16 protein-coding genes are annotated in these 23,432 nt (G+C 40.4%); 6 read left to right on the top strand and 10 right to left on the bottom strand.

What is annotated here, in order from left to right:
* Positions 1 to 40 precede the first annotated feature (40 nt).
* From RI557_RS05325 to porU, 9 genes are all read right to left on the bottom strand, one after another.
* Complete coding sequence (locus tag RI557_RS05325) at positions 41 to 562, bottom strand: hypothetical protein (RefSeq protein WP_310667624.1); 522 nt, start codon at positions 560 to 562, stop codon at positions 41 to 43.
* The gene (locus tag RI557_RS05320; protein WP_310667625.1) at positions 562 to 1,077 is read right to left on the bottom strand and encodes a hypothetical protein; all 516 of its coding nucleotides are present in this window, start codon (positions 1,075 to 1,077) and stop codon (positions 562 to 564) included. The genes RI557_RS05325 and RI557_RS05320 overlap by 1 nt, the downstream gene beginning before the upstream one ends.
* Before the next feature lie 61 nt (positions 1,078 to 1,138).
* Positions 1,139 to 1,423, bottom strand: coding sequence for a TRL-like family protein (locus RI557_RS05315; protein ID WP_310667626.1), 285 nt, complete (start codon positions 1,421 to 1,423; stop codon positions 1,139 to 1,141).
* A 142-nt stretch (positions 1,424 to 1,565) separates the two neighbouring features.
* Positions 1,566 to 3,662 carry an ATP-dependent DNA helicase RecG gene (gene recG, locus RI557_RS05310; RefSeq protein WP_310682603.1) on the bottom strand — a complete coding sequence of 699 codons (2,097 nt, stop codon included), beginning with the start codon at positions 3,660 to 3,662 and terminating at the stop codon, positions 1,566 to 1,568.
* 93 nt (positions 3,663 to 3,755) lie between these two features.
* Entirely contained in the window at positions 3,756 to 5,033 is a 1,278-nt protein-coding gene (locus tag RI557_RS05305; RefSeq protein WP_310667628.1) for a pyruvate dehydrogenase complex dihydrolipoamide acetyltransferase, read from the bottom strand.
* Between the two features lie 19 nt (positions 5,034 to 5,052).
* The gene (gene pdhA / locus RI557_RS05300; RefSeq protein ID WP_310667629.1) at positions 5,053 to 6,066 is read right to left on the bottom strand and encodes a pyruvate dehydrogenase (acetyl-transferring) E1 component subunit alpha; all 1,014 of its coding nucleotides are present in this window, start codon (positions 6,064 to 6,066) and stop codon (positions 5,053 to 5,055) included.
* 95 nt (positions 6,067 to 6,161) lie between these two features.
* Complete coding sequence (locus tag RI557_RS05295) at positions 6,162 to 6,653, bottom strand: cytidine deaminase (RefSeq protein WP_310667630.1); 492 nt, start codon at positions 6,651 to 6,653, stop codon at positions 6,162 to 6,164.
* Complete coding sequence (gene porV, locus RI557_RS05290) at positions 6,653 to 7,957, bottom strand: type IX secretion system outer membrane channel protein PorV (RefSeq protein ID WP_310667631.1); 1,305 nt, start codon at positions 7,955 to 7,957, stop codon at positions 6,653 to 6,655. The genes RI557_RS05295 and porV overlap by 1 nt, the downstream gene beginning before the upstream one ends.
* A 55-nt stretch (positions 7,958 to 8,012) precedes the next feature.
* Complete coding sequence (gene porU / locus RI557_RS05285) at positions 8,013 to 11,876, bottom strand: type IX secretion system sortase PorU (protein ID WP_310682601.1); 3,864 nt, start codon at positions 11,874 to 11,876, stop codon at positions 8,013 to 8,015.
* A 171-nt stretch (positions 11,877 to 12,047) separates the two neighbouring features.
* On the opposite strand from porU, the gene RI557_RS05280 reads away from it, so the two are divergent.
* The 3 genes from RI557_RS05280 to murF all read left to right on the top strand — a co-directional run bounded on the left by RI557_RS05280 (position 12,048) and on the right by murF (position 15,939).
* Complete coding sequence (locus RI557_RS05280) at positions 12,048 to 13,022, top strand: type IX secretion system membrane protein PorP/SprF (protein ID WP_310667633.1); 975 nt, start codon at positions 12,048 to 12,050, stop codon at positions 13,020 to 13,022.
* Positions 13,023 to 13,075: 53 nt separating this feature from the next.
* Positions 13,076 to 14,578 carry a gliding motility lipoprotein GldJ gene (gene gldJ / locus RI557_RS05275; RefSeq protein ID WP_310667634.1) on the top strand — a complete coding sequence of 501 codons (1,503 nt, stop codon included), beginning with the start codon at positions 13,076 to 13,078 and terminating at the stop codon, positions 14,576 to 14,578.
* Positions 14,579 to 14,643: 65 nt separating this feature from the next.
* Positions 14,644 to 15,939: a UDP-N-acetylmuramoyl-tripeptide--D-alanyl-D-alanine ligase gene (gene murF, locus RI557_RS05270; RefSeq protein ID WP_310682599.1), complete on the top strand. Its 1,296-nt coding sequence runs from the start codon at positions 14,644 to 14,646 to the stop codon at positions 15,937 to 15,939.
* Between the two features lie 869 nt (positions 15,940 to 16,808).
* Here the strand turns inward: murF and RI557_RS05265 are convergent.
* Positions 16,809 to 17,951 (bottom strand): acyl-CoA dehydrogenase, encoded by a 1,143-nt coding sequence (locus RI557_RS05265; RefSeq protein WP_310667636.1) that lies wholly within the window; start codon positions 17,949 to 17,951, stop codon positions 16,809 to 16,811.
* A 75-nt stretch (positions 17,952 to 18,026) separates the two neighbouring features.
* On the opposite strand from RI557_RS05265, the gene RI557_RS05260 reads away from it, so the two are divergent.
* The 3 genes from RI557_RS05260 to nhaD all read left to right on the top strand — a co-directional run bounded on the left by RI557_RS05260 (position 18,027) and on the right by nhaD (position 22,485).
* Positions 18,027 to 19,094, top strand: a complete 1,068-nt coding sequence (locus RI557_RS05260; RefSeq protein WP_310682597.1) for an anhydro-N-acetylmuramic acid kinase — start codon at positions 18,027 to 18,029, stop codon at positions 19,092 to 19,094.
* Positions 19,095 to 19,751: 657 nt separating this feature from the next.
* Positions 19,752 to 20,981 carry a Glu/Leu/Phe/Val dehydrogenase dimerization domain-containing protein gene (locus RI557_RS05255; RefSeq protein WP_310682596.1) on the top strand — a complete coding sequence of 410 codons (1,230 nt, stop codon included), beginning with the start codon at positions 19,752 to 19,754 and terminating at the stop codon, positions 20,979 to 20,981.
* Between the two features lie 61 nt (positions 20,982 to 21,042).
* Entirely contained in the window at positions 21,043 to 22,485 is a 1,443-nt protein-coding gene (gene nhaD, locus RI557_RS05250; RefSeq protein ID WP_310682594.1) for a sodium:proton antiporter NhaD, read from the top strand.
* Positions 22,486 to 23,432: the final 947 nt, after the last annotated feature.

Here is a 23,432-nt window from a genome sequence, read left to right as displayed (position 1 = left end):
GATGCGCGCAAAACTAATGGATATTTGGGATAATAAGGAGTTAATCCAGTAATTGAATTACTGCTTTATTGATAAGCTTGATGTCTTTTTGGTTAGATCGACTAGACTCAAACTTCAAAGAGGTATTAGACTTCACGACCTCAATAACCCAGTTTTCATTTTGAAAAATCTCTTTAATATCAGTGTTTGGGATTTTTGAAGTAAAACGTGATTGATAAATATCTTGAGATTTTAACTCAACGAATAAACTTTCAATTTCGTCTGGTTTTACTGTTGTTTTATTACTATTAGAAATAGTGAATGAGTCAAGCTCTTTAAATGGCTTTTCATGAAAGATTGAAAAGTTTAGAACTGCTGTATCCCCTTTGTTAGACTCAATATTAAAGTCTATGGTTAAATCAGCGTTTTCTCCCTTAAACTCTATAGGTTTAATAAAATACCTTAACCCATTACCATCTAAATAAAAGCTTCTGTACAGTTTATCAGACTTTGCACCGCCAAAAACAGCACATCCAGCAATCATAGTCATGAAAACAACTCCAAGTAGTAATCGAATTCTCATTATAGTTCCTTGTATTTTATTCGCTTTGAAAATGCAGTATCATTCATTAGAAAAGCAACATTAGCTGAATCTTTAGACAAAATTGAATACGTCCAAAAAAAGTCCTCTCTTTCAGATAATACAGTTACTATATAACCATCCCCTTTTTTGTAGAAAATACTTTGGTAATGATCGTGGTTTTGGTGTCCAACAACCCTATTATTTGTGTCATTTTCAATATAATCAGCCAACATTGGCCTTTTGATTTTGACGGGGATACTTATAAATCCTTTGTATGATTTTGATGTATCAGTCAATACTTTGTATAAAGGCCAATTAAAGTTTTTTTGATTATTAAAAATAGAATCGTGTAGATTAATAATTGTTTCGTCTCTTGCTAGTTCTTTTTCGTTATCCTGAATATGGTATTCAACTCCGTTTAGAAGAGAAATTTTATTATCATTTTCACTTCCCCCCATATTACAGCTAACAAAAAGCAGTGCGATTATAACTGACACACTTAGAGTTCTACCCATAACATTTTTAATAAAAAAAGGCGCCCTAAATAGAGCACCTTTAATCTGATTGATTTTATTCTTATTCGCCAGTTACGATTGTCTCATAAGTCTGGATAATACCAAGAATATCACCTTGCTTAATATCAACAGTTGAAATCTTAGAAATTCCACCGTTTTTGGCAGCAGTTTGAATACTTGCATCTTGGTTGAAGAATAATACACGAAGGAAACCCGTTGCTTTTGCAGTACCTACTTTGTCACCAACTGGGTTGCTAGTAGCATCAACTGGCATAGTAAGTGAACAACTTGACATGAATCCTACAACTGCAACTATTGCAGCTAAAGCTTTGATTTTTCTAAGCATAATAATTAAAATTTAGAGTTAACATTAATGATTGTTCTCAAAAATAAAATAAAAAACGAGTTATAAGAAATATGAGGATATTTTTATCGAAAATTATTGAGCAATCTTTTTTCATTCTTAATAAACTGCCCCCCAGTTAGTATTATGAAATCCTGCCCCAGTTTGGCCTTTCTTTTTGAACTTTAGCATAGCCTTTGGCTATATTGCTGTTTTGGGATAGCTTTAGATTGGGATCTTCTTTCAGAACCTGAATTGCAGCATGACGAGCAACTTGCAATAATTTCCCGTCTTTAGCCAGGTCTGCAATTTGAAGGTTGAGAACTCCACTTTGTTGGGTTCCCATAATATCTCCGGGGCCCCGCAATTCGAGATCAACTTCGGCTACTTCAAAGCCGTCCTGGGTTCTGACCATTGTTTCCATTCTTTTGCGCGCTTCTGCTGATAGTTTATTGCCGGTCATCAATACACAATACGATTGCTCTGCTCCTCTTCCAACTCTACCGCGCAACTGGTGGAGCTGCGATAATCCAAATCTCTCGGCACTTTCGATAACCATGACACTGGCGTTTGGAACATTTACACCTACCTCAATAACGGTTGTGGCAACCATGATTTGGGTATTCCCATCAACGAATTGTTGCATCTCGTAATCTTTGTCTTCTGCTTTCATCTTGCCGTGGACAATTGAGATGCGATAATCTGGCGGTGGGAAGGTTCTAGAAATGGCCTCGTAACCATCCATTAAATCTTTGTAGTCCATCTTGGCAGATTCCTCAATCAATGGATAAACGATGTAAACCTGCCTTCCCTTTTCGATTTCTCTTTTCAAAAAACCAAATACTTCAAGGCGATGTTGATCGCGCTTGTGAATGGTTTCGATGGGTTTTCTGCCGGGAGGTAACTCATCGATGACTGATACGCTCAAATCTCCGTAAAGCGTCATGGCCAATGTCCTGGGTATAGGCGTTGCCGACATCACAAGCACATGAGGTGGTTTTGTGTTTTTACGCCACATCTTTGATCGTTGGGCAACACCAAAACGGTGTTGTTCATCGATCACGACTATACCCAAATTTGCAAAGCGGACTGTATCTTCCAGCAAGGCGTGGGTTCCGACCAAAATATTGGTTTCACCCGCTTCGAGCTTTTCGTGAATTGGTTTTCGGTCAGATTTCTTGATTGACCCTGTAAGTAAATCGACATTTATTCCGGTTCCTTCTAGCTGTTCTTGCAGGGTAATATAATGTTGATTAGCTAATATTTCAGTAGGAGCGATCATCGCGCACTGATAACCATTGTCTATTGCGATGAGCATGGTAAGCAATGCAACCATCGTTTTACCGCTTCCCACATCACCCTGGAGTAACCTGTTCATTTGCTCTCCTTTTCCCAGGTCGCGTCTTAACTCCTTCATGACGCGCTTTTGCGCCCCGGTTAGCTCAAAGGGCAAATGGTTCTGATAGAAATTATTGAAGTTTTCTCCTACTCGTTCAAAAACAAATCCTTTGTATTTTTCCTGCCTGCTGAGCTTACTCCTCAATATTTGCATTTGAACGAAAAACAGCTCTTCAAACTTGAGCCTGTAACGCGCTATTTGCAAGCTCCGTGAGTCGGTTGGCTGATGGACAATATGATAAGCTTTTGTTTTGTCGATTAGCTTGTAATGCTCCATCAACTCATTGCTCATGGTTTCTTCAAACTTGATTTCACCTGAATCGAGTACTGTTTTGATCAATTTAGCCAACCCTTTGGAGTGAAGTCCAACACCGGTTAGCTTCTCTGTTGTGGAATAAACTGGCTCTAAACCGGGTTTATTCTTCGCGTTGGCTTTTGAAAGAGGCTCCAGTTCAGGGTGAGCAAAGTTGATTTTACCTTTGAAAGTTGAAGGCTTTCCAAAAAGAACATAATCTACTCCTTCTTTCAGACCCTTTTTCACCCACTGCACTCCTTTGAACCAAACGAGTTCCACGGTGCCTGTTTCATCTACAAGTTTAGCAGAAAGCCTCCTTTGCCTTGGCTTTCCAAATTCCTGAATATGCCTGAGTTTTCCGATTATTTGGACATTGGGCATATCGGGATGGAGCTGGTTTACTTTGTGGAATTGACTCCTGTCGTTGTAACGAAATGGGAATAGGTTTAGCAGATCTTCGCATTTCAAAACTCCCAGCTCGCTCTGCAGCTTCTCACCTCGCTGCGGACCTACACCTTTCACATATTCGATGGGAGTCGATAGATTCATGATTGACGAAGATAAAGTGAATTGAAAAAAATTATCACAAAAAAAGCCCTCCTTTTTTGGAGAGCTTTCTTCTATATCTGTTCAAAATGCAATTTAAGCAAGCATCGTAACCGGATTCTCGAGCATTGACTTAAATGTGTTGAGGAACTCAGCCCCTTTAACACCATCAACTACTCTGTGATCACATGACAATGTTACTTTCATGCGATTACCGGGCACTACCTGGCCATCTTTTACAACTGGCTTTTCTACAATACCTCCAACTGCTAAAATACAAGAGTCTGGCGGATTAATAATTGCCGTAAACTCTTCTATTCCAAACATACCGAGATTTGATATCGTAAACGTATTTCCTTCCCAATCTTCAGGTTGAAGTTTTTTGTCTTTTGCTTTTTGAGCGTATTCCTTAACCTCAGAAGAAATTTGAGAAAGTGTTTTACCATTAGCATGGCGAACAACCGGTACGAGCAGTCCTTCTTCAACTGCAACAGCAACGCCCATGTGAACGTGCTCATTGAATCGAATTTTATCTCCTCTCCACGATGCATTCACATAAGGATGTTTCGTCAATGCGATAGATGCAGCCTTAATAACAAAGTCATTAAATGAAACTTTAGTTTCAGTTTGCGCATTTACCGCTTTTCTCGCATCCATTACATTGTCCATGTCAATCTCAACAGTGAGATAGAAATGTGGAGCTGAGAATTTACTTTCAGAAAGACGTTTTGCAATCGTCTTGCGCATTTGAGAAACATTCTGTTCGCTATAACTTTCCTGACCGATTGCGGCTGGTTGAGCTGTTGCTGATGGCTTGTAGTTATCGATATCGCGTTTCACGATTCTACCGCCATCGCCAGATCCTTCAACATTCTCCAGGTCAATTCCTTTATCTTCAGCGAGCTTTTTCGCTAGAGGTGAAGCTTTGATTCTGCCTGATGAAGTGCGAGGAGTTTCTCTTTTAGCCGGCTCTTCTTTTTGAGCTGTTGGCTTTGGCTCAGCCTTCTTAGTTTCCTCTTTAGGCTCTTCTTTTTCAGACCCTTTATCTTCTTTCTTCTCTTCTTTATCGTCACTGTCAGAACCGGAATCAGCTTGTTTCTTCTTCTCTTCCTCGAGAATATCTGAAACATCTTCACCCTCTTCACCGAGAATGGCTAATATTGAATCTACCGGAGCAGAATCTCCTTTTTCCACACCGATGTGCAGAAGAGTTCCTTCCTGGAAAGACTCAAACTCCATTGTGGCTTTATCGGTTTCAATTTCAGCGAGTAAATCACCTGATTCTACCTGATCGCCAACACTTTTGTGCCATTCCGCAACAACACCTTCTTCCATGGTGTCGCTCAACTTGGGCATACGTACAACTTCAGCCATATGCTAAATTTTTTCTGTATTAATATTTATTGTCTCTGATGTAAGGATAATCCTCCTGCATGTAAACATCCTCATAAAGCTCTTCTGGCTTTGGTGCAGGCGATTCTTCAGCAAATTTAACTGCCTCGTTCACAGTTTCTTTTACTTTATCCTGTATTTCTTTGATTTGCTTTTCTGTAGCGTATTTTTTCTTCTCAATAATATCGAGAACAACACTTACAGGGTCTTTACTCTTGTACTCTTCAACCTCTTCCTTGCTGCGGTACTTTGCCGGATCTGACATTGAGTGACCTTTGTAACGATAAGTCCTGATTTCAAGAAGGTAAGGCCCTTTTCCTGAACGTGCATGCTCTGCTGCTTTTTCAATTGCATTGTGCACTTCCTCCACGCTCATTCCATCTACTGCCAATGCAGGCATGTCGTAAGACTCGCCTAATTCAGACAGGTCGGTAACGTTTGATGTACGCTCAACTGAAGTTCCCATTGCGTAGTTGTTGTTTTCGATGAGGAAAACGACTGGTAACTCCCAAAGCATTGCCATGTTAAACGTCTCATGAAGAGCTCCCTGTCTAACGGCTCCATCACCCATTGAGCAAATGGTTACGTTATCAGTTTCGTTGTACTTTTCAGCAAATGCAATACCGGCTCCTAATGGAATTTGGGCTCCGACTATACCGTGCCCTCCCATTAGGTTTTTCTCTTTGCTGAACATGTGCATAGAGCCACCTTTTCCCTTGACGAGACCGGTCGTTTTACCGTAAAGCTCTGCCATCATGTATTTTGGATGGATTCCCATTGCGATGGGGTGTGCGTGATCACGATAAGCTGTAATGTGCTTATCCCCTTCTTTAGTAGCGGATACTGCTCCTGCTACAACGGCTTCTTGTCCTATATATAAGTGACAGAATCCTCCAAATTTCTGCTGAACGTATAGTTGTCCTGCTTTTTCTTCAGTCTTCCGCATGAGCAGCATGTCTTCATACCATTTCAAGTACTGCTCTTTGGAGAATTTTGATTTCTTTTTTGTCGCCATATTTATTCACTTTGAGGAGTGGCAAATTTAGTTGCAGAATTCCCAATTGCCAAATAAACATTCACTTTGGTTAGATGTTGAGACTTTACTGAATTTTAGTTGTGAAAATCGAAAGAAAATATAAGTGGTAGAAGATCGGTAGCTGAATTGAACCTGAACACCTTACCCGTTTCCCCGTAGAGCAAAAGTTCAAAAGGCTGCCCAAATTTATTCGTGTACTCTGCCATTACCTGGCGGCAATCTCCGCACGGTGAAACGGGTTCATCGAGTTCTTCTGACGGACTTTTTGCTGAAATGGCCAGTTTCACAAATGGATCATTTGGGTTTTGGGCTGCTGCTGAAAACATGGCTACTCGCTCAGCACACAATCCTGAAGGAAATGCTTTATTTTCCTGATTGGCTCCGTTTACAACTTTTCCAGACTCTAGCTTTATCGCTGCTCCAACTTTAAAGTTACTGTAAGGAGAATGACTGGCTTTTGTGTTCTGAATAGCCTGTTCGATCAAACTACGGTCTTCATTAGATAGTTCTTCAACACTATCAAAAACTTCAAATTCGCAGTTTATTGATTGCTTGTTTTTTGCCATTATTGGTTGATGGGTGCAGGTTCGCCTGAATCACTACCTCCATTGTTATTAAAGTTGAAGGTCAACGAAAAGCGTAGTGTATTTTGCAATGGAGAGTTTGTAATTGTTCTTTGATCGCCAACGTAAAATGGAACGAGGTAACTCATGTCAATACCAATTGCATTGTATTTAAGGCCTAAACCAAAAGTCATGAATTTACGATTTCCCTTTAGTTCGTGCTCGGTGAAATACCCAAGTCGAGCTGCAAAAAGCTTGTTGTACCAGTACTCTGCTCCAACTCCTAAGTATATTTCACGGAGCTCTTCTCTCAAAACACTCCCGTCTTCTACTTCGGCTTTGCCATCAGGGCCTGTTACATAATCTCCGTTTGAATCAGTGAATGGATTTCCCGGTGCATCGTAGAATGAAGTAAACATAGCGTTTGCAACACTTCGATCCTGAGACATGCCTGCTATCACTTCTCCATTGTCAAAAATTGGTGGAGATGGCACTAATAATTTATTTACGTCAAAGTTCACTGAAATATCATTGTAATCGTCAAGGTGCAGTGTCATGCGCGAGCCCAACCTCAGGTTTGTGGGCAAAAAGTCCTGCTCATCGAGGTTTGAGTACGAAATCTTGTTTCCGATATTTGAAATCACAGCTCCAAATGCGAGTGTCGCATCTGTTCCGTTTAGATTGAGGTCATCGTTTTCGTAATAAACACTAACATCGGTTGCTGCTGCTAGTCCTGCTTTTGTTTGTGCCGACTGAACATCAGTTCCTCCTGTGAGATTTGAATAGATAAATTTAAGGTTGATCCCTCCTGTTAATCGGTCAGAAAGTACGCGTGAGTATCCTGCTCCTACTGACCATTCATTAGGCCTGAATTGCTGTATATCATTTCCGAATTCATCTGTGAATTGAATATCTCCAAGTGTAAAGTAACGAAATGAAACACCGATGGCGTTCATATCATCTATCTTGTAAAACCCGGTAAGATGCGAGAGGCTGATATCTGACACGAGATTCCTCAACCAGGGTGTGTAGGAAACGGCCATTCCAAAATCTTCTTCATTTTTCACCATCTTGGCCGGATTCCAGTACATGGAATAAACATCAGCGCTGGTTGCCGCTCCTGCATCACCGAGTGCTCCATGTCTCGAGTCTGGCGCTATTGTCATAAACGGTACGGCAGTTGTAATGGAGTTCACCTGTTCGGCTCCGGTAACGGTACCTACTGACTGCTGGTTCTGACCGTAATTGATTTGGCTAACTGCCAATGCGCCTATCAAAGCAACTGTTCCTCTTGCGATTAACTTCATTCTATCCAAAATTGAAATGGCAAATATAATGATAAGGTTGAGTTCTTATTTTATTCTAATTTAAAAGTACTAATTTCTCGAATTTGTTCACAGTTTTTCCGGTGGGAGCGGTAACTTTTACTTTGTAAATATAAACTCCCTTCCCGATTTCATCGCCAAACTCATCGCGACCATCCCAGTATATGGGTCCGGCACGGTAGCTGTTAGACGCAAATATAGCATCTAAGGTTTTAACGAGTTTCCCACTCACTGTAAAAACCTGTATGCGAACATCCAATTCCTGTCCGGGTGCATTGTGATCAAAGTAAAAAGCTGTGTTTGTGGTAAATGGATTTGGGTAATTCAAAATGTGATCAATTGCTAGTTCGCTGTTATCAGCTACAATAAACTCAGTAAATGCCTTTCCTGAATTGTTGTAAACATCCCAAACCTTAAGGCTCAACGTGTGCTTTCCTTCTTCCAGCTTATCAAAAGGATATGTTATTGTTCCGCTTTGGTAAGAATCGAGATCAGACTCGTAATAATCATTGAGTACAATTGCATTGGCAGTGTTTTCATCCAGTATTGCGGTAATATCGTGGCCAATACCATTTCCCACTGTGTTGATTCCATTTTCATCAAAAACTTTAGCGAATAAATTTGGGTTTTGATCAGTCATTCCGCCAACGACAAAACTTTCATCGTTCATCCATAAATTCACCTCTGGTCCTTTTTGGTCAGATCCGGCATTTTCAGATCTACCGCCAATAACCATTTTTTCATAGGCTCCGTTAGCGTCAATAGTGCCATCATCTGCATAGTAGCTTATTTTTGACTTGCCAAAATCAAAGATGATATCTTTAGGTACCACAAATGTGAATGAAAACTCACCATTTTTCACGGTAGATTTACCTTTAAATATAATACTCTCTTGTGAGTTGTATTTGAAGACTCCTTCATCATCGTTATCGAGTGTGGAAACTTCTTGTGGTTGATCATAAACGGTAACCTGCACGGTTCCGTTAAAATCTTCAACTTTTGCTCCGTACTCATCTGCAATCATGCCATCAACAGTTACTTTTTCAAGTGCCTTGATTGTATCGGGTGCATTTGTGGTCATTACATTGTACTGTGGGTAGGCTAACCGTATAGCTGGATCTCCCAGCAAAGCGAAATTCCTGTAATTGACTCCGTTGCTGTTATTGATAAAACTCACATCTTTTGAAAGCATAAGGAGTTCTCCAAGAGTAGGCACTTCACCGTCAACAGCCTCAAAGGCGTAATCGGTAAATGTTTGAGATAATTCATAATTTGGAGAGGAGTAAACGAGCCTTGTTGTGGTCATTAGGCCAATGCCTCCTCCATCTGGATTGAGCAATACAAATTCTCCTGCACTGGTTCTTTCTGGATCATCGTACCTACTGAACTCACAGGTTGCTGTGAGGAATAACGGCATGTAATCTCTATTAGTCCAGTTATTGACATCATTGACATTTAACACTCGTTCATGAGCCCAGCCGGTTTCCCCACCGTGCCCAACATAACACATAAAAAGTGTTCCTCTTTTCATCGCGTTATTGATTTCTTCGTTGACATCGGGGTAGCTTTGGCCACCAGCTGTTGCTACTTGTTTGTAGGCATCAAACAATATTTTATTGACGTTGTAATCCGGATAATTAGTATCGATCTTTCTAGCTAAATTATTTGCCTGACGCATGTGGATATTGCGATCTTCATCATCACCTATGAAAGTAACTGAGTTTCTCCAGCTATCAAAAGTGGTGGGGGTGTTGTGATAACGAATTATCTTGTTGACTACTCCTCTTGCTTGTGCGTTACTGCTAACCGGCAACCTACCTATACCAATATCTAATGAACTAACGAGCTCATCACTTTCTCCATCATCGAGAAATCCAAAGTAGTCATCACTTATAAATGAAGCGGTTGGCCTCATCGAGTTTAAACTCTGATAGGCAGGCACAAAGTTTGTGTTCCCTGAAATTCGTGACTTATAATCATAGCTGGCATCACCAAAGAGTAAAAGATATTGTGGCATTTCCTCTTCATTGAGTCCGGCTCTGTCATAAAACATTTTCACAAAATCTCTAATTGCGGTAAGATCCTGAGCTCCTGAAGAATACTCATTGTAAATTTGATTGGTGGTAACCACATGAACAGATAAATTGCTGTAATCACGGTGGAAATCAGCTAATCGCTCAGCCTCACTGAGGAATTTAGGGTGACTTACAATCAAATAGTCGGCAGCAGACAAACCGTGTAAATTTTGGTTTTTGACTTTCCCTGAATATGAAGGTGTCAAAAGGTTGTTTTGATTGAAGGCTACAAATTCTTCGAGCTTGTTGCTGGCAGACTTAAAGCTAATTTGGTTCTGACCATTACTGATTGATGGCTTTTCAGGCTCAATTGGATTTGTGACATCCCATATCTCAACACCGTTGAGCTCTCCACTTAACTGATACTCAACAATATTACTGGTATCACTCTCACTATTTCTAAAAACGAGTTGGTCAGAGCCTAACTCGAGCCTGCGTTTTCCTATTAGCTCAATGTAATCGAGCCAGCCATTATCGACTGAATTGGCATTATTATACCTTACATTAATGGCAAGGTTTGGTGAAGATGCTGTGAAGGTGTTTTCATTGTCTCCGTATCGGGCAAATTGATTGGCGTAACCGGCTACTACTCCATTAGAAAATGAAATTCCTAAAACCGGGTTGCTGTTGTAGCTAAAGGTGAATGAACTGCTGCGTCCAATCGCTCTGCTGGCTACCGCTGCTCTTATTGTAACCGGTTCTGAAGTGATGATATTGGGCATCGTAAAGGGGATGGTGTAGTTGCGCTTGACACTGAATTGCTCACCAAACCATCGCCTACCTGATTTTATTAGATTGCGCTGATTGATTTCGTGGAGTTGATGATCATCGAATTGGTTTACTACAACATCAGCTGATCCTGAAATTTGGCTCTGATTGCTAACCCTTTTGGGTTGGCCAATTTGGTAATCAGTTGTGATGAAATAATAGGTGGTATCTGCGTAAATATTGGTTTCATGACGGTAAGTACCATTGTTATAGGTCCACTGATTTTGGCTCTGACCATAAAACATGAAATAATCTGCCTGATCGAATTGGCCATTATTATTTACATCGACAATTTGAATGTTGTTTTCCGTGAGGTCATCTAATCGTGGTTCGCTGTTCAGCATAGGTAGCATCCCACCTCCGTTACCAAATAACCTGATAGAATTTGTTGGGAGACCAACAACGTCAATTCCCATGTTAGCCATCATGTTGTAGCTAACTTTGTGGACTCCGTTCTCTGTTATACCTATTTTATACCAGTTTCCTGAACGAAGTACAGAGCTTACCTTATATGATCTGGAAGCGCTCTTCCTGGTTGTTTGCCCTTTTTGAAAATCAAACTCAAGTTTAAAGGATGTCAGTTTCTCAAGCCTGTTTGAAGTGGGGTTTCTCCTCAATGGTACAAATGCGAGTTTTGCGAAATTTATTTTCCTTGACACTGAGATATAAGAATTGAGCTCGAGTGAAGAGGGTATTTTTAATTCGTTTTGTTCAATTACTGCTTGTTCTTCCTGGGAAAGCGGCTCCCATGATTGTTCAGATAATATAGCATTTACATCTTTTACATTTTGTTGAGCTTTTTCAGAATAGGAATAAACCGGTAATAGGTTTTGATTTTGATCGTAAACAGCGCCATCAAAGGATATATAAGACTTTTCATCACCGTTGAAATCACGAAAAGTTTGAACTCCTGTCCAATTAATTTTGTGAATATTACGAACGTGCTTACCTTTAGACCGTTTAAAATCTAAACTGCTTTGAGAATGAAGGTTTAACCCGATTAAAAGCAGAAAGATGATGAGTAAGAATAAATTGTTTGTATTAAAAGAAAACTTCATTCGTTATAGTTTGTGTAATTTCCACAATTGTTATTGAATTTTACACCACAACGTTAACAATTTCCTTTTATTATAATATTGCAAATTGTTTCAACAGACTGTAATCAGCCCAAATAATAATGGAGTTTTAATAAATTAATTCGTATAATTGCGATTGATGATCGAATAAACATGTTCAAAAGCCTTGGAAATAAGCTAACTGGTACGCTATTGGTCTCGGGACTATTAATCGCTTTGAGCGGGAACGCCCAGGATCCTCAGTTTACTCAATTTTACGCAAACCCTCTTTATTTGAATCCTGCGTTTGCCGGATCTAAAGAGTGTCCGCGCGTACACTTGAATTACAGAAATCAATGGCCCGCAATACAGGGTCAATTTGTCACTTACAGTGCTTCCTATGATCAGCACATAGATGCGATTTCTGGTGGTTTAGGCGGTCTCGTAGTTGCCGATCAGGCAGGTAACGGTACGCTTCAAACTATCAATGCATCGGCAATGTATTCTTATACATTACCTGTGAGTGAAAATTTCAGCATAAAAGCCGGATTTCAGGCAACGTACTTCCAGAAGTCTATCAACTGGGATGATCTCAAATTTGGTGATATGATCGATCCTCGATACGGATTTATCTATCAAACGAATGAAACTCCGGGTACTAACCAGGTAAATGGTGCTGACTTCAGTGCAGGTTTTCTCGGATATTCAAAATACGTTTTTGCTGGTGTATCAGTACATCACCTGACAGAGCCCAGTGAATCTTTCTTTGAAAACGACAATGCTAAACTTTACCGTAAATTTACAGTTCACGCAGGTGGTAATATTCCTTTAGAAGAAGGCTATGATAATCCTGCTACTATTTCGCCAAACATTCTCTATCAACAACAAGGTAGCGCACAGCAATTGATGTTTGGTCTTTACGGTAAAAAAGGTCCTCTCGTGGCAGGATTGTGGTACAGAAATAAAGATGCTTTTATCGCTCTTGTTGGTGTGCAGGTTGAAAAGTTTAAGTTTGGTTACAGCTATGACCTCACTACTTCAAGACTCACAAACGAGCCGGGCGGATCACACGAAATATCAATGGCAATTCAATTCAATTGCCCTCCTGAAAAAAGAAAATTCAGACCGCTGAAATGTCCTGAATTTTAAATTGAACAAATAATATTATTTTTACGCTTTCGTTGAATCATAAACTCAACAGCATGAAGAACGCATTAGGAATCTTTATCATTACAGCTCTTTTAGCTGTTTCCTGTAGCTATGAAAAGTCATCGATCACGGGTTGGAACTACAATGACCCTAAAAACGGTGATTTTCAAAAGCTCCCTTATGTAGAACAGGAAACTGGTCCTAACCTCGTACTTATTGAAGGAGGTACTTTTACAATGGGCCGCGTTACTGATGACGTAATGGGTAACTGGGACAATGTTCCAAGAAGAGTAACTGTTTCTTCTTTCTATATGGATGAAACTGAAATATCCAACTTACACTGGTTAGAATATCTTTACTGGGTAAAACGTGTTTACGGTATGGATTACCCCGCAGTTTACGATGCTGCTCTACCAGATACTTTAGTTTGGAGACGTAAGCTAGCTTACAATGAGCCTTATGTTGATTACTACTTGAGACATCCGGCTTACAGAGACTACCCTGTTGTTGGTGTCAGCTGGAAACAGGCAAGTGAATTTTGTCTTTGGAGAACAGATCGTGTTAACGAACAAATATTAATTCGGGAAGGTCTTTACAATCACAATCCTAATCAGATCGCTGACGATAACTTCAACACTGATGCTTACCTAAATGGTCAGTATGAAGGTAGTAAACGTAAAGATGGTATTCCATGGGAAGGACCAAACAGCCCAGGTTACAGACGTGTAAAAATGGAAGATGGTATTCTACTTCCTGATTATCGTTTGCCTACTGAAGCTGAGTGGGAATTTGCTGCTTATGGATTAATCGGCAATACACTTGGGGAAAACATTGTAGAAGAACGTCAATGGCCATGGAATGGTCACGCTGTTCGTAACCCTCAGCCTGAGTATATGGGTGAAATGCTCGCTAACTTCATGAGAGGTAGAGGAGATAACATGGGTGTAGCTGGAAGTCTCAATGATAATGCAGATATCACTGCTCCTATTTATGCTTACTGGCCAAATGATTACGGACTGTACAATATGGCTGGTAATGTTTCAGAGTGGGTAATGGATGTGTATCGACCCCTATCTCACGATGATGTAAATGAATTCCGTCCATTCCGCGGTAACGTATACAAGAAAATGAAACGTGATGAAGATGGAATTATCGCTCAAAAAGATAGTTTAGGCCGCATGCAAAAGGTTGAAGTTGAATCTGAAGATGCCGTAGATAGAAGAAATTACAGACGTGCAGATAATATCAACTACGAAGATGGTGACTACCAGTCTCAATTGAATGAAGATGATGCATGGCAAAACTTCAAAGACCAAAAAGGTCAGGGTCATAGTGACGAGGAGACTTACGGTATGTATGAATTTGGTGCTGAAACAGGATCGTTAATCAGTGACCGCTCAAGAGTTTACAAAGGTGGCTCATGGAGAGACCGCGCTTATTGGATGCATCCCGGAACCAGAAGATTCCTCGATGAAGAATATTCAACAGCATACATTGGCTTTAGATGTGCAATGGATCGCATGGGTAGTCCAGAAGGTCTGGGTGGTGCATACTAAACAATGTTTTCAATAAATTTTAACCCCTGTACATTATCGTTCAGGGGTTTTTTTATGGATGAAAAATGGAAATAAAAGAATTACATAAACTTTTCCTGGCTTCTAATGGAGTATGTACTGATACTCGGAAAATCGAACAGAAGTCAATCTTCTTTGCTCTAAAAGGAGAAAACTTCAATGGAAACAAATTCGCTTCTGATGCGCTGAAAAAAGGTTGCTCTTATGCTGTAGTCGATGAAAAAAGAGCAATTGAAAATGCGAATAACGGTCAGAGCCAAATCATTCTTGTCGATGATGTACTCCAAACTCTACAGAAACTAGCAAAATTCCATCGCAATTTCCTGGGATCAAAAGTAATTGGGCTGACAGGCTCTAATGGTAAAACAACTACAAAGGAACTTTTACAAGCTGTACTCCGCAAGAAATTTAAAACCTACGCTACTCCCGGAAACTTCAACAATCATATTGGGTTACCCTTGACTATTCTTCAAACTCCGCACGATACAGAATACCTAATACTGGAAATGGGGGATAATCAACCGCGTGATATACAGGAGTTGTGTGAAATATCAGATCCTAACTGCGGTATCATTACAAACATCGGGAAAGATCACATTGAAGGTTTTGGTAGCATGGAAGGCAATGTGAAATCTAAAAAAGAGCTTTTTGACTACCTTTCTGAAAGAGGGAGAACTTGTTTTTACAATGGAGTAAACGAGTATAGCAATCAATTAATTAGTGGAATACCCAATACTATCGACTTTAGTTCAAAAAACTCGCTGTCGATTGAAAAGCAAAACCCTTTTATCGTCTATCGTTCTGAAAATGACAATACCTACCAGACTAATTTAATTGGGGCTTACAATATCGACAACATCAACTGTGCTTACATAATTGGAAAGTTCTTTGATGTTCTTGATGAAAAAATACATGAAGCTATTACCACTTATACACCATCAAACAATCGTTCTCAATTTATAGAAACAAAAGACGGAAACCAGATTTTCCTTGATGCTTACAATGCCAATCCAACGAGCGTTGAAAAAGCACTTAAGAGTTTCAGCGAAATGGGATCTGACCATGAAAAATGGGTTTTCCTGGGAGATATGTTAGAACTGGGTTCAATTAGTAAAACAGAACACAGGAATACATTATCTCTATTAGAAAAACTGAATTTTAAAAATGTTGTGCTTGTAGGAAAAGCTTTTTACGAATTCAAAGACGAGTTCCCATTTTCGTTTTTCGACAAAAAAGAAAAGGCTATTGAGTTTGCCCAAAATCAAAAACTGAAGAATGCATTAATCCTGTTAAAAGGCTCCCGCGGACTAAAAATGGAAGAATTCACTGATGTAATCCCTTAACACAGCGTTGATTTGTCTTCATAAAAAACAGATCCCTCTCCTCAGCCTTGACCTCAAACTTGATCTCCCTTCTCGTTTTGAGCCACGCTAAAAACATATTTCCTTATTTCGTTCTTGAACTTGCGAAAGGACACATCTCCTCTCCCCTCACTCCCACTCTCAACCTCGACATCAACCCTCAAGCGAATCCCAAACTTTCCAGTCAACCAAAACGACAATACGTAGCTCCCGTCTCATCAGTCAGCGATACGTAGCGGATGTGCGTAGTCGCGTTTCGAAGCGGAATCCATTCCTAACCTCGGCAATTAGACAGCTAACACCAACAATTGCTAATTACCAAACCAACACAGCTAATTGAGCAAGAAACAAAGCGCGAAGCACACAATCCGACTACGGTTTTCGCAGCGAACGCGGAGAAAAATCGCATCTGATGAGACTTGATTTTTTCTATCTTTTTAATCAAGAAAAAAGATTTTAAAGTCTCGTTTTGAGCAAAGCGAAAAAATATTTCCCTATTTCGTTCTAGAGCAAAGCGAAAGAACATATCTCATATCCTCTGATTCTCACTCATCACTCATAATCCATCACTCATCATTCATAACTTCCTATCTATCTAACTTCTAACCCCAACTTTCCAACTTCAAACCAATTAACAATTTGAGCACCCAACAACCCCAAAGTAAAATTTGAACGCACTTCACCTCGACCTCGGCCTTAACTCTTAGTGAATCTTAGCCTTTGGCCCCAGCCAAAGCTTAGATGAACTTAGACCCTCGTGACGCGAGGAACGGGACTCAACCTAACTCCTAAACCAAAAAAAAACCCTCAGCTTTCACTGAAGGGCTTTACAAAATCTATAAAACTCTATTTTATTCAGCCAACAACCCTCGACTAATAACAACTTTCTGAATTTCAGAAGTTCCTTCATAGATCTGAGTAATCTTGGCATCACGCATGAGGCGCTCAACATGATACTCTTTAACGAAGCCATAACCACCGTGAATCTGAACAGCTTCAGTAGTCGCATCCATCGCTGTTTTTGAAGCGTACAGTTTCGCCATAGCACTAGCGTGACCAATTGGCTTACCTTCATCTTTCAATGAAGCAGCTTTGAGGCATAATAAACGTGAAGCCTCAATTTCAGTTGCCATATCAGCAAGCTTGAATGAAATAGCCTGGTGTTTGTGAATTTCTTTTCCAAATGCTTTGCGTTCTTTAGAATAAGCTGTTGCCAGTTCAAGAGCTCCGGCTGCAATACCAAGTGCTTGAGCTGCAATACCTATTCTACCACCTTCAAGTGTTTTCATCGCAAATTTGAATCCGAATCCATCTTCACCTATTCTGTTTTCTTTTGGAACCTTTACATCATTGAAGATCAAAGTGTGAGTATCGCTACTGCGAATTCCCATTTTATTCTCCTTTGCTCCAACAACGAAACCATCCATATCGCGCTCAACGATAAATGCATTGATTCCTTTATGTCCCTTTTCAACATCAGTTTGAGCGATTACGAGGTAAATGCTCGCACTTCCACCATTTGTAATCCAGTTTTTTGTACCATTTAGTACGTAGTGATCACCTTCATCTATAGCGGTTGTACGCTGTGATGTTGCGTCAGATCCTGCTTCCGGTTCTGAAAGGCAAAAAGCTCCAATTTTCTCACCTTTAGCGAGCGGAACTAAATATTTTTGCTTTTGCTCCTCAGTTCCAAACTTCTCAAGTCCCCAGCAAACCAATGAATTGTTTACTGACATACATACCGATACAGAAGAATCAATTTTACTGATCTCCTCCATTGCCAACACATAGGAAACAGTATCCATTCCACTTCCTCCGTACTTTGGGTCTGTCATCATTCCCATGAAACCCAATTCTGCCAGCTGCTTGATTTCCTCTTTCGCAAATTCCTGTTTTTCATCACGCTCGATAGCGCCCGGTTTCAGTACATTTTGCGCAAAATCACGCGCAGCTGCTTTCACTGCCTGTTGTTCTTCTGTTAATTGAAAATCCATTTTCTTAAAATTTCGTCATTTTATGGGTTCGCGAATATAGTTTATCTGCCTTAATTTCGCTAACTTAACACCGTTATGATGAAAAACAATAAAACTGAACTTAATGTTTTGGGAGTGATGTCAGGAACATCTCTCGATGGACTGGACTTGGCTTTAAGCCGATTCAATGGATCTGATCACGAAGTACTTTTTACAAAATTCATCCCTTATTCTAAACAGCAGCAAAGTTGGCTAAAAAGTCTCTATGACGCTAAGGGTGACCGCTTACAACACGCACATTTAGAGTACGGTAAGTTTTTGGGAGAAACGGTGAAAAAGCTCATCAGGGAGGAAAAACTAGCGGTGGATTTAATCGCATCACACGGACACACAGTTTTTCATGAACCACGAAAAGGGTTTACTTTTCAATTAGGTCATGGACAAGCCATAGCTCAGGAGGCTTCGGTCAGAACCGTGGCCGACTTTCGTACTCAAGACGTACTTCTTGGAGGAGAAGGAGCTCCGCTCGTGCCCATTGGAGACGAACTGCTCTACAATCAATACGATGCTTGCTTAAACATGGGCGGAATTTCGAATATTTCGTTCAATGACGGTAAAAAAAGAAGAGCTTTCGATATTTCACCCTGCAATTATCTCATCAACCGTTTTGCCAGAGAATTGGGACAAGATTATGATGAAAACGGAGATATCGCTAGAAACAATGAGCCAATATCGGATCTGACCGAAAGATTAAATTCACTCGAGATTTACAGCGACAAATCCAATCCTTCGTGGAGTACAGAGCTGATTATGAGAGCAATTGAACCGCTTTTAATGCCTTTCATGACCCAGGAGGAAAAACTCATCTCTACATTCACACACCATGCAGCTCAAAAAATTGCTGAAACACTCAACTCCATTAAAAAGAACGGAGAAGTTTTACTCACTGGTGGCGGGACTTACAACAAATACCTCATCGAATTAATCAAAGAACAAACCGATTGGAAACTTGTAATCCCGGATAAAGAACTCATCGATTTCAAAGAAGCAATTGTTTTTGGCTTAATGGGTTACTTACGAGTAAAAAATGAGATAAATGTCTTTGCATCAGCAACCGGAGCTCAAAAAGACCACATTACAGGAGTTGTTTACGATGAAGCATAAGAGCTAGCTTTGAGCTGTTTGCTTAAACGCTAATCTTACTAGTATTTATGTAAACCATTAAGAAAATAAACTTCATTAAGATGCAGGTCAAGTTTTGAGGCCTCGGGAACTAAAAAGTAGAATTTCAAAAAAGGACTAAGGTCAAGGTTAAGGTCGAGTATAGATCGCGGTAAACTCATATTTAGGGTTAATAACCAAAGTATTCATAAAAACCTGACCCAAAAAATTCCATAAATTTCATTAAAACCCTCTCGACCTTGACCTCGGCCTCGACCTCCACCCCCCAAACCACCCAACACCAAACTCCCCAACCTCCCAAACGTGAGCGACAGCGAACACGCTGCGACCTCCGCGTTTTTCAGCAGAGCTAACATAAAAAAACCTTTGCGCTCGCTGCGATACAAACACCCAAACCTCCCAACAACCAAGCCCTTAAAATACTAAAAACACTATTAGAACTTCCCTCAACCTTAACCTTACACCTCAGCCTTGACCTCAACCTCCTAACTCATCATTCATAACTCATCATTCATAACTTCCTCACTCTCGACCTCAACCCAAACATTAAACTTTAAACCATTAAACTCAAACAATAAACCCTAATTATTACATTTGCCAGCGAATTTGAAAGATTAACATCATTATAAATTTCTTGAAATGAAGGAACTACTCGACAAGTTCGAAAACAAAGATCCCGAAATCGTATTTGAATGGTCAGATCCTGAAACAGATGCAAAAGGCTGGGTTGTGATTAACTCACTTCGCGGTGGAGCTGCAGGTGGCGGCACACGCATGAGAAAAGGGCTCGATAAAAGAGAAGTTGAATCACTTGCCAAAACAATGGAAGTGAAATTTACCGTTTCTGGTCCGCCAATTGGTGGTGCCAAATCAGGTATCAATTTTGATCCAAACGACCCCCGTAAAGAAGGCGTTTTGAGAAGATGGTACAAAGCTGTTCGTCCATTACTCAAAAACTACTACGGTACCGGAGGAGATCTCAATGTTGACGAAATTCACGAAGTAATTCCAATGACCGAGGATGAGGGAATATGGCATCCTCAAGAAGGTGTTTTCATGGGACACTATCAGCCTAATGAAGCACAGAAAATCAAAAAAATAAGCCAGTTACGTAACGGTGTTATCAAAGTAATTGAAGATCCAAGATTCAGTCCTGATGTTGATCGCAAATTTGTTGTAGCTGATATGATCACCGGATACGGAGTTGCAGAATCTGTTCGTCATTACTACAGTACTTACCACAGTACTGATCTCAAAGACAAAAAAGTAATCGTTCAGGGATGGGGTAATGTTGGAGCTGCCGGAGCATACTACCTCGCTAAAGAAGGTGCTAAAATCGTTGGTATCATTGACCGTGTAGGCGGACTCATAAACGAAGACGGTTTTTCTTTTGAAGAAATTAAAGACCTCTTCCTCAAAAAGGACGGTAACAAACTCGTTGCCGATAACATGATGAGCTTTGACGAGGTAAACGAAAAGATTTGGTCTGTACCGGCTGATATTTTCATCCCTTGCGCAGCATCCAGACTCATAACTCGCAATCAAATCGATCAAATGATCGAAAACGGAATGGAAGTTATCTCTTCTGGAGCAAATGTCCCCTTTGCTGATTCTGAAATATTTTTTGGTCCGATCGCAGATTACACAGATAACCAAATTAGCGTAATTCCAGACTTCATATCAAACTGCGGAATGGCACGTGTATTTGGCTATTTAATGCAAGATGATGTTGCGATGACTGACGAGGCTATTTTCAGCGATACTTCCGTAACGATTGAAAAAGCGATTAAAGCTGCTCATGCAGATAGTAGCGACACAAAAAATATCGCAAAAACAGCATTTGAAATTGCGCTTAAAAAGTTAGTTTAGCGCCAAAATAAAATTTGCCCCCGGTAAGGAGCACACTTGTTAACACTCAATTTTCTTTGCCATGTATTTATTAATGGTTGTCATTTTTGTTTTTGGGTACCTTGGAATCGCCCTTGAACATAACATTAAAGTTGATAAAGCAGCATCTGCGCTTCTAACCGGGGTTCTTACCTGGACAATATTTGTTTTTGGAGCCAGCGATGTACTCAATGTTGATTACTCCTGGTCCATCCCTGAGTTTATAGCAAATTCGGGAGATTACGTAAAAGGACTCAAAAATTACGCCCTCGGACTCTCAGACGCTTCTATAGGAGCTGATGAAAATGTCAAAAGCCTCACCAACCATTTCATCATTCATGAATTAGAGCACCACCTAATCGAGATTTCTGAAATCCTCTTCTTCCTCATAGGTGCCATGACAATCGTTGAAGTTATTGATGTCCACGGTGGTTTCAGCGTGATCACTGACAGAATTAAAACAACAAAGAAGGTAAAGCTCATTTGGATTTTGAGTATCCTTACTTTCTTTTTTTCCGCAGCCCTTGACAACCTCACTACAGCAATTGTGATGGCTGCCCTACTCAAAAAATTAATTGCCGATAAAAAAGATCTTTGGCTTTTTGCCGGTGTCATCATTATTGCTGCCAATGCCGGTGGTGCATGGTCTCCAATTGGTGACGTAACAACCATTATGCTTTGGATTGGTGGTCAAATCACAGCCGGAAATATCATCGCAACGCTTATCTTGCCTTCTCTTGTCACACTTCTCGTACCACTCGGAATTCTTTCCTTTACAATGAAAGGAAATATCACAAGGCCTGATGATAGCAACGGTATTGATAAGGATCTGACCACTAAAAGTGAGCGAAATCTTGTTTTCATCCTGGGTGTTGCCTGCCTGCTCCAGGTTCCAATTTTCAAAACAGTAACACATATGCCTCCGTTTATGGGCGTTTTGCTTGGTTTGGGGATATTATGGCTCGTGACAGAAATCCTTCACAAGAATAAATCGCACAAGGATAAAACACAGCTATCTGTAGTGAATACTTTGAGAAAAATTGACACACCAAGTGTCCTTTTCTTCCTCGGTATTCTGGTTGCTGTAGCCAGTTTACAAAGTGCCGGTCACCTTATTGATCTGGCCGGAATCCTGGAATCGAGTGTTGGAAACCTGTATATTATCAACGTAATAATCGGATTGCTTTCATCAATTGTGGATAACGTTCCACTCGTAGCTGCTGCTATGGGGATGTACGAAATTGGCCCTGAGGTTGCCGGTATATCATACCCTGTTGATCACGTATTTTGGGAATTCCTCGCTTACTGTGCCGGTACAGGCGGAAGCTGCCTCATCATTGGCAGTGCAGCTGGTGTAGCCGTAATGGGAATCCTGAAAATTGATTTCGTGTGGTACCTCCGCAAAATCAGCTTCCTCGCATTAGTTGGCTACCTTGCCGGAGCCGGAGTATTCTATATCCTCGCCCAAACATTGTACACACACTAAAAACTCACCATTTTAACCATATAGCGCCAGCGAATTCGTTGCATGCGCTGCGTTTTTCAGCAGTGCAAACATTCACTTACTCGTTGCGCTCGCTGCGTTACAAACTTCCAAACCACCCAACTCCAAACCCTTATCCAACAGTGAGCGACAGCGAACCCGCTGCGACCTCCGCGTTTTTCAGCAGAGCTGACATCCAAAAAGCACCGCGCTCGCTGCGTTACAACCTTAAATACCTCAAGCATCAAACAAACCAAAACCACCATTAGAACCTTCACTCTCATCGCTACCGCGCGATTGTATCGCGTGTTTTATGATTAACTTTCCAACTCAATAAATTTGACCCCACTTAGCAGCAGAACATTTCGTTTTAATAACAAACTTCCAAATCTTAGTGAATCTTAGCCTTTGGCCCCAGCCAAAGCTTAGATGAACTTAGACCTACTGACGCTACGGTCAGCACTTTCAGCTACTGACGCTATCGGTCAGCACTTTCAGCTACTGACGCTTCGGTCAGCACCTCCGGCTTGACCTCAACCCTATTAAACCAACTAAACAGCTCACTCAACATTCATCACTCATAATCCATCATTCATAATCCCAAAACCACCATTAGAACTTCTCTCGACCTCGACTCTTAGTGAATCTTAGTCCTTGACGCAAGTCAAGACTTAGATGAACTTAGATCCTCGTGACGAAGGAACGGGACTCAACCCTACACATCAATCACAAAAACGCTTTCTGTAAAAAACATTTTATATTTTTGCTTTATAATAAAAACAAACCATGAACCTGTTAATCGAAAAATCAAAAAAGAAACTAACCCAGCTAAACGCCAAATCAAAACGTTACCTGTACAATCAAATCGATTGGTCTCAAAAGCTCATCATCATTAAAGGATATCGAGGTGCAGGAAAAACAACTATGGTTCTGCAAAAACTATCAGAATC

Source organism: Salibacter sp. (assembly GCF_031581065.1).
In the GTDB taxonomy this organism is placed as follows: domain Bacteria; phylum Bacteroidota; class Bacteroidia; order Flavobacteriales_G; family Salibacteraceae; genus Salibacter.
Note: the sequence above shows the minus strand (reverse complement) of the source record. Positions and strands in the feature narration are given on the sequence as shown.

Coding starts and splice junctions, on each gene's coding strand:
- RI557_RS05265 (WP_310667636.1), bottom strand. CDS start 17,951: ATGGATTTTCAATTAACAGAAGAACAACAGGCAGTGAAAGCAGCTGCG.
- RI557_RS05295 (WP_310667630.1), bottom strand. CDS start 6,653: ATGGCAAAAAACAAGCAATCAATAAACTGCGAATTTGAAGTTTTTGAT.
- porU (WP_310682601.1), bottom strand. CDS start 11,876: ATGAAGTTTTCTTTTAATACAAACAATTTATTCTTACTCATCATCTTT.
- recG (WP_310682603.1), bottom strand. CDS start 3,662: ATGAATCTATCGACTCCCATCGAATATGTGAAAGGTGTAGGTCCGCAG.
- RI557_RS05305 (WP_310667628.1), bottom strand. CDS start 5,033: ATGGCTGAAGTTGTACGTATGCCCAAGTTGAGCGACACCATGGAAGAA.
- pdhA (WP_310667629.1), bottom strand. CDS start 6,066: ATGGCGACAAAAAAGAAATCAAAATTCTCCAAAGAGCAGTACTTGAAA.
- RI557_RS05255 (WP_310682596.1), top strand. CDS start 19,752: ATGAAGGAACTACTCGACAAGTTCGAAAACAAAGATCCCGAAATCGTA.
- murF (WP_310682599.1), top strand. CDS start 14,644: ATGGAAATAAAAGAATTACATAAACTTTTCCTGGCTTCTAATGGAGTA.
- RI557_RS05315 (WP_310667626.1), bottom strand. CDS start 1,423: ATGCTTAGAAAAATCAAAGCTTTAGCTGCAATAGTTGCAGTTGTAGGA.
- gldJ (WP_310667634.1), top strand. CDS start 13,076: ATGAAGAACGCATTAGGAATCTTTATCATTACAGCTCTTTTAGCTGTT.
- RI557_RS05325 (WP_310667624.1), bottom strand. CDS start 562: ATGAGAATTCGATTACTACTTGGAGTTGTTTTCATGACTATGATTGCT.
- RI557_RS05260 (WP_310682597.1), top strand. CDS start 18,027: ATGATGAAAAACAATAAAACTGAACTTAATGTTTTGGGAGTGATGTCA.
- nhaD (WP_310682594.1), top strand. CDS start 21,043: ATGTATTTATTAATGGTTGTCATTTTTGTTTTTGGGTACCTTGGAATC.
- RI557_RS05280 (WP_310667633.1), top strand. CDS start 12,048: ATGTTCAAAAGCCTTGGAAATAAGCTAACTGGTACGCTATTGGTCTCG.
- porV (WP_310667631.1), bottom strand. CDS start 7,957: ATGAAGTTAATCGCAAGAGGAACAGTTGCTTTGATAGGCGCATTGGCA.
- RI557_RS05320 (WP_310667625.1), bottom strand. CDS start 1,077: ATGGGTAGAACTCTAAGTGTGTCAGTTATAATCGCACTGCTTTTTGTT.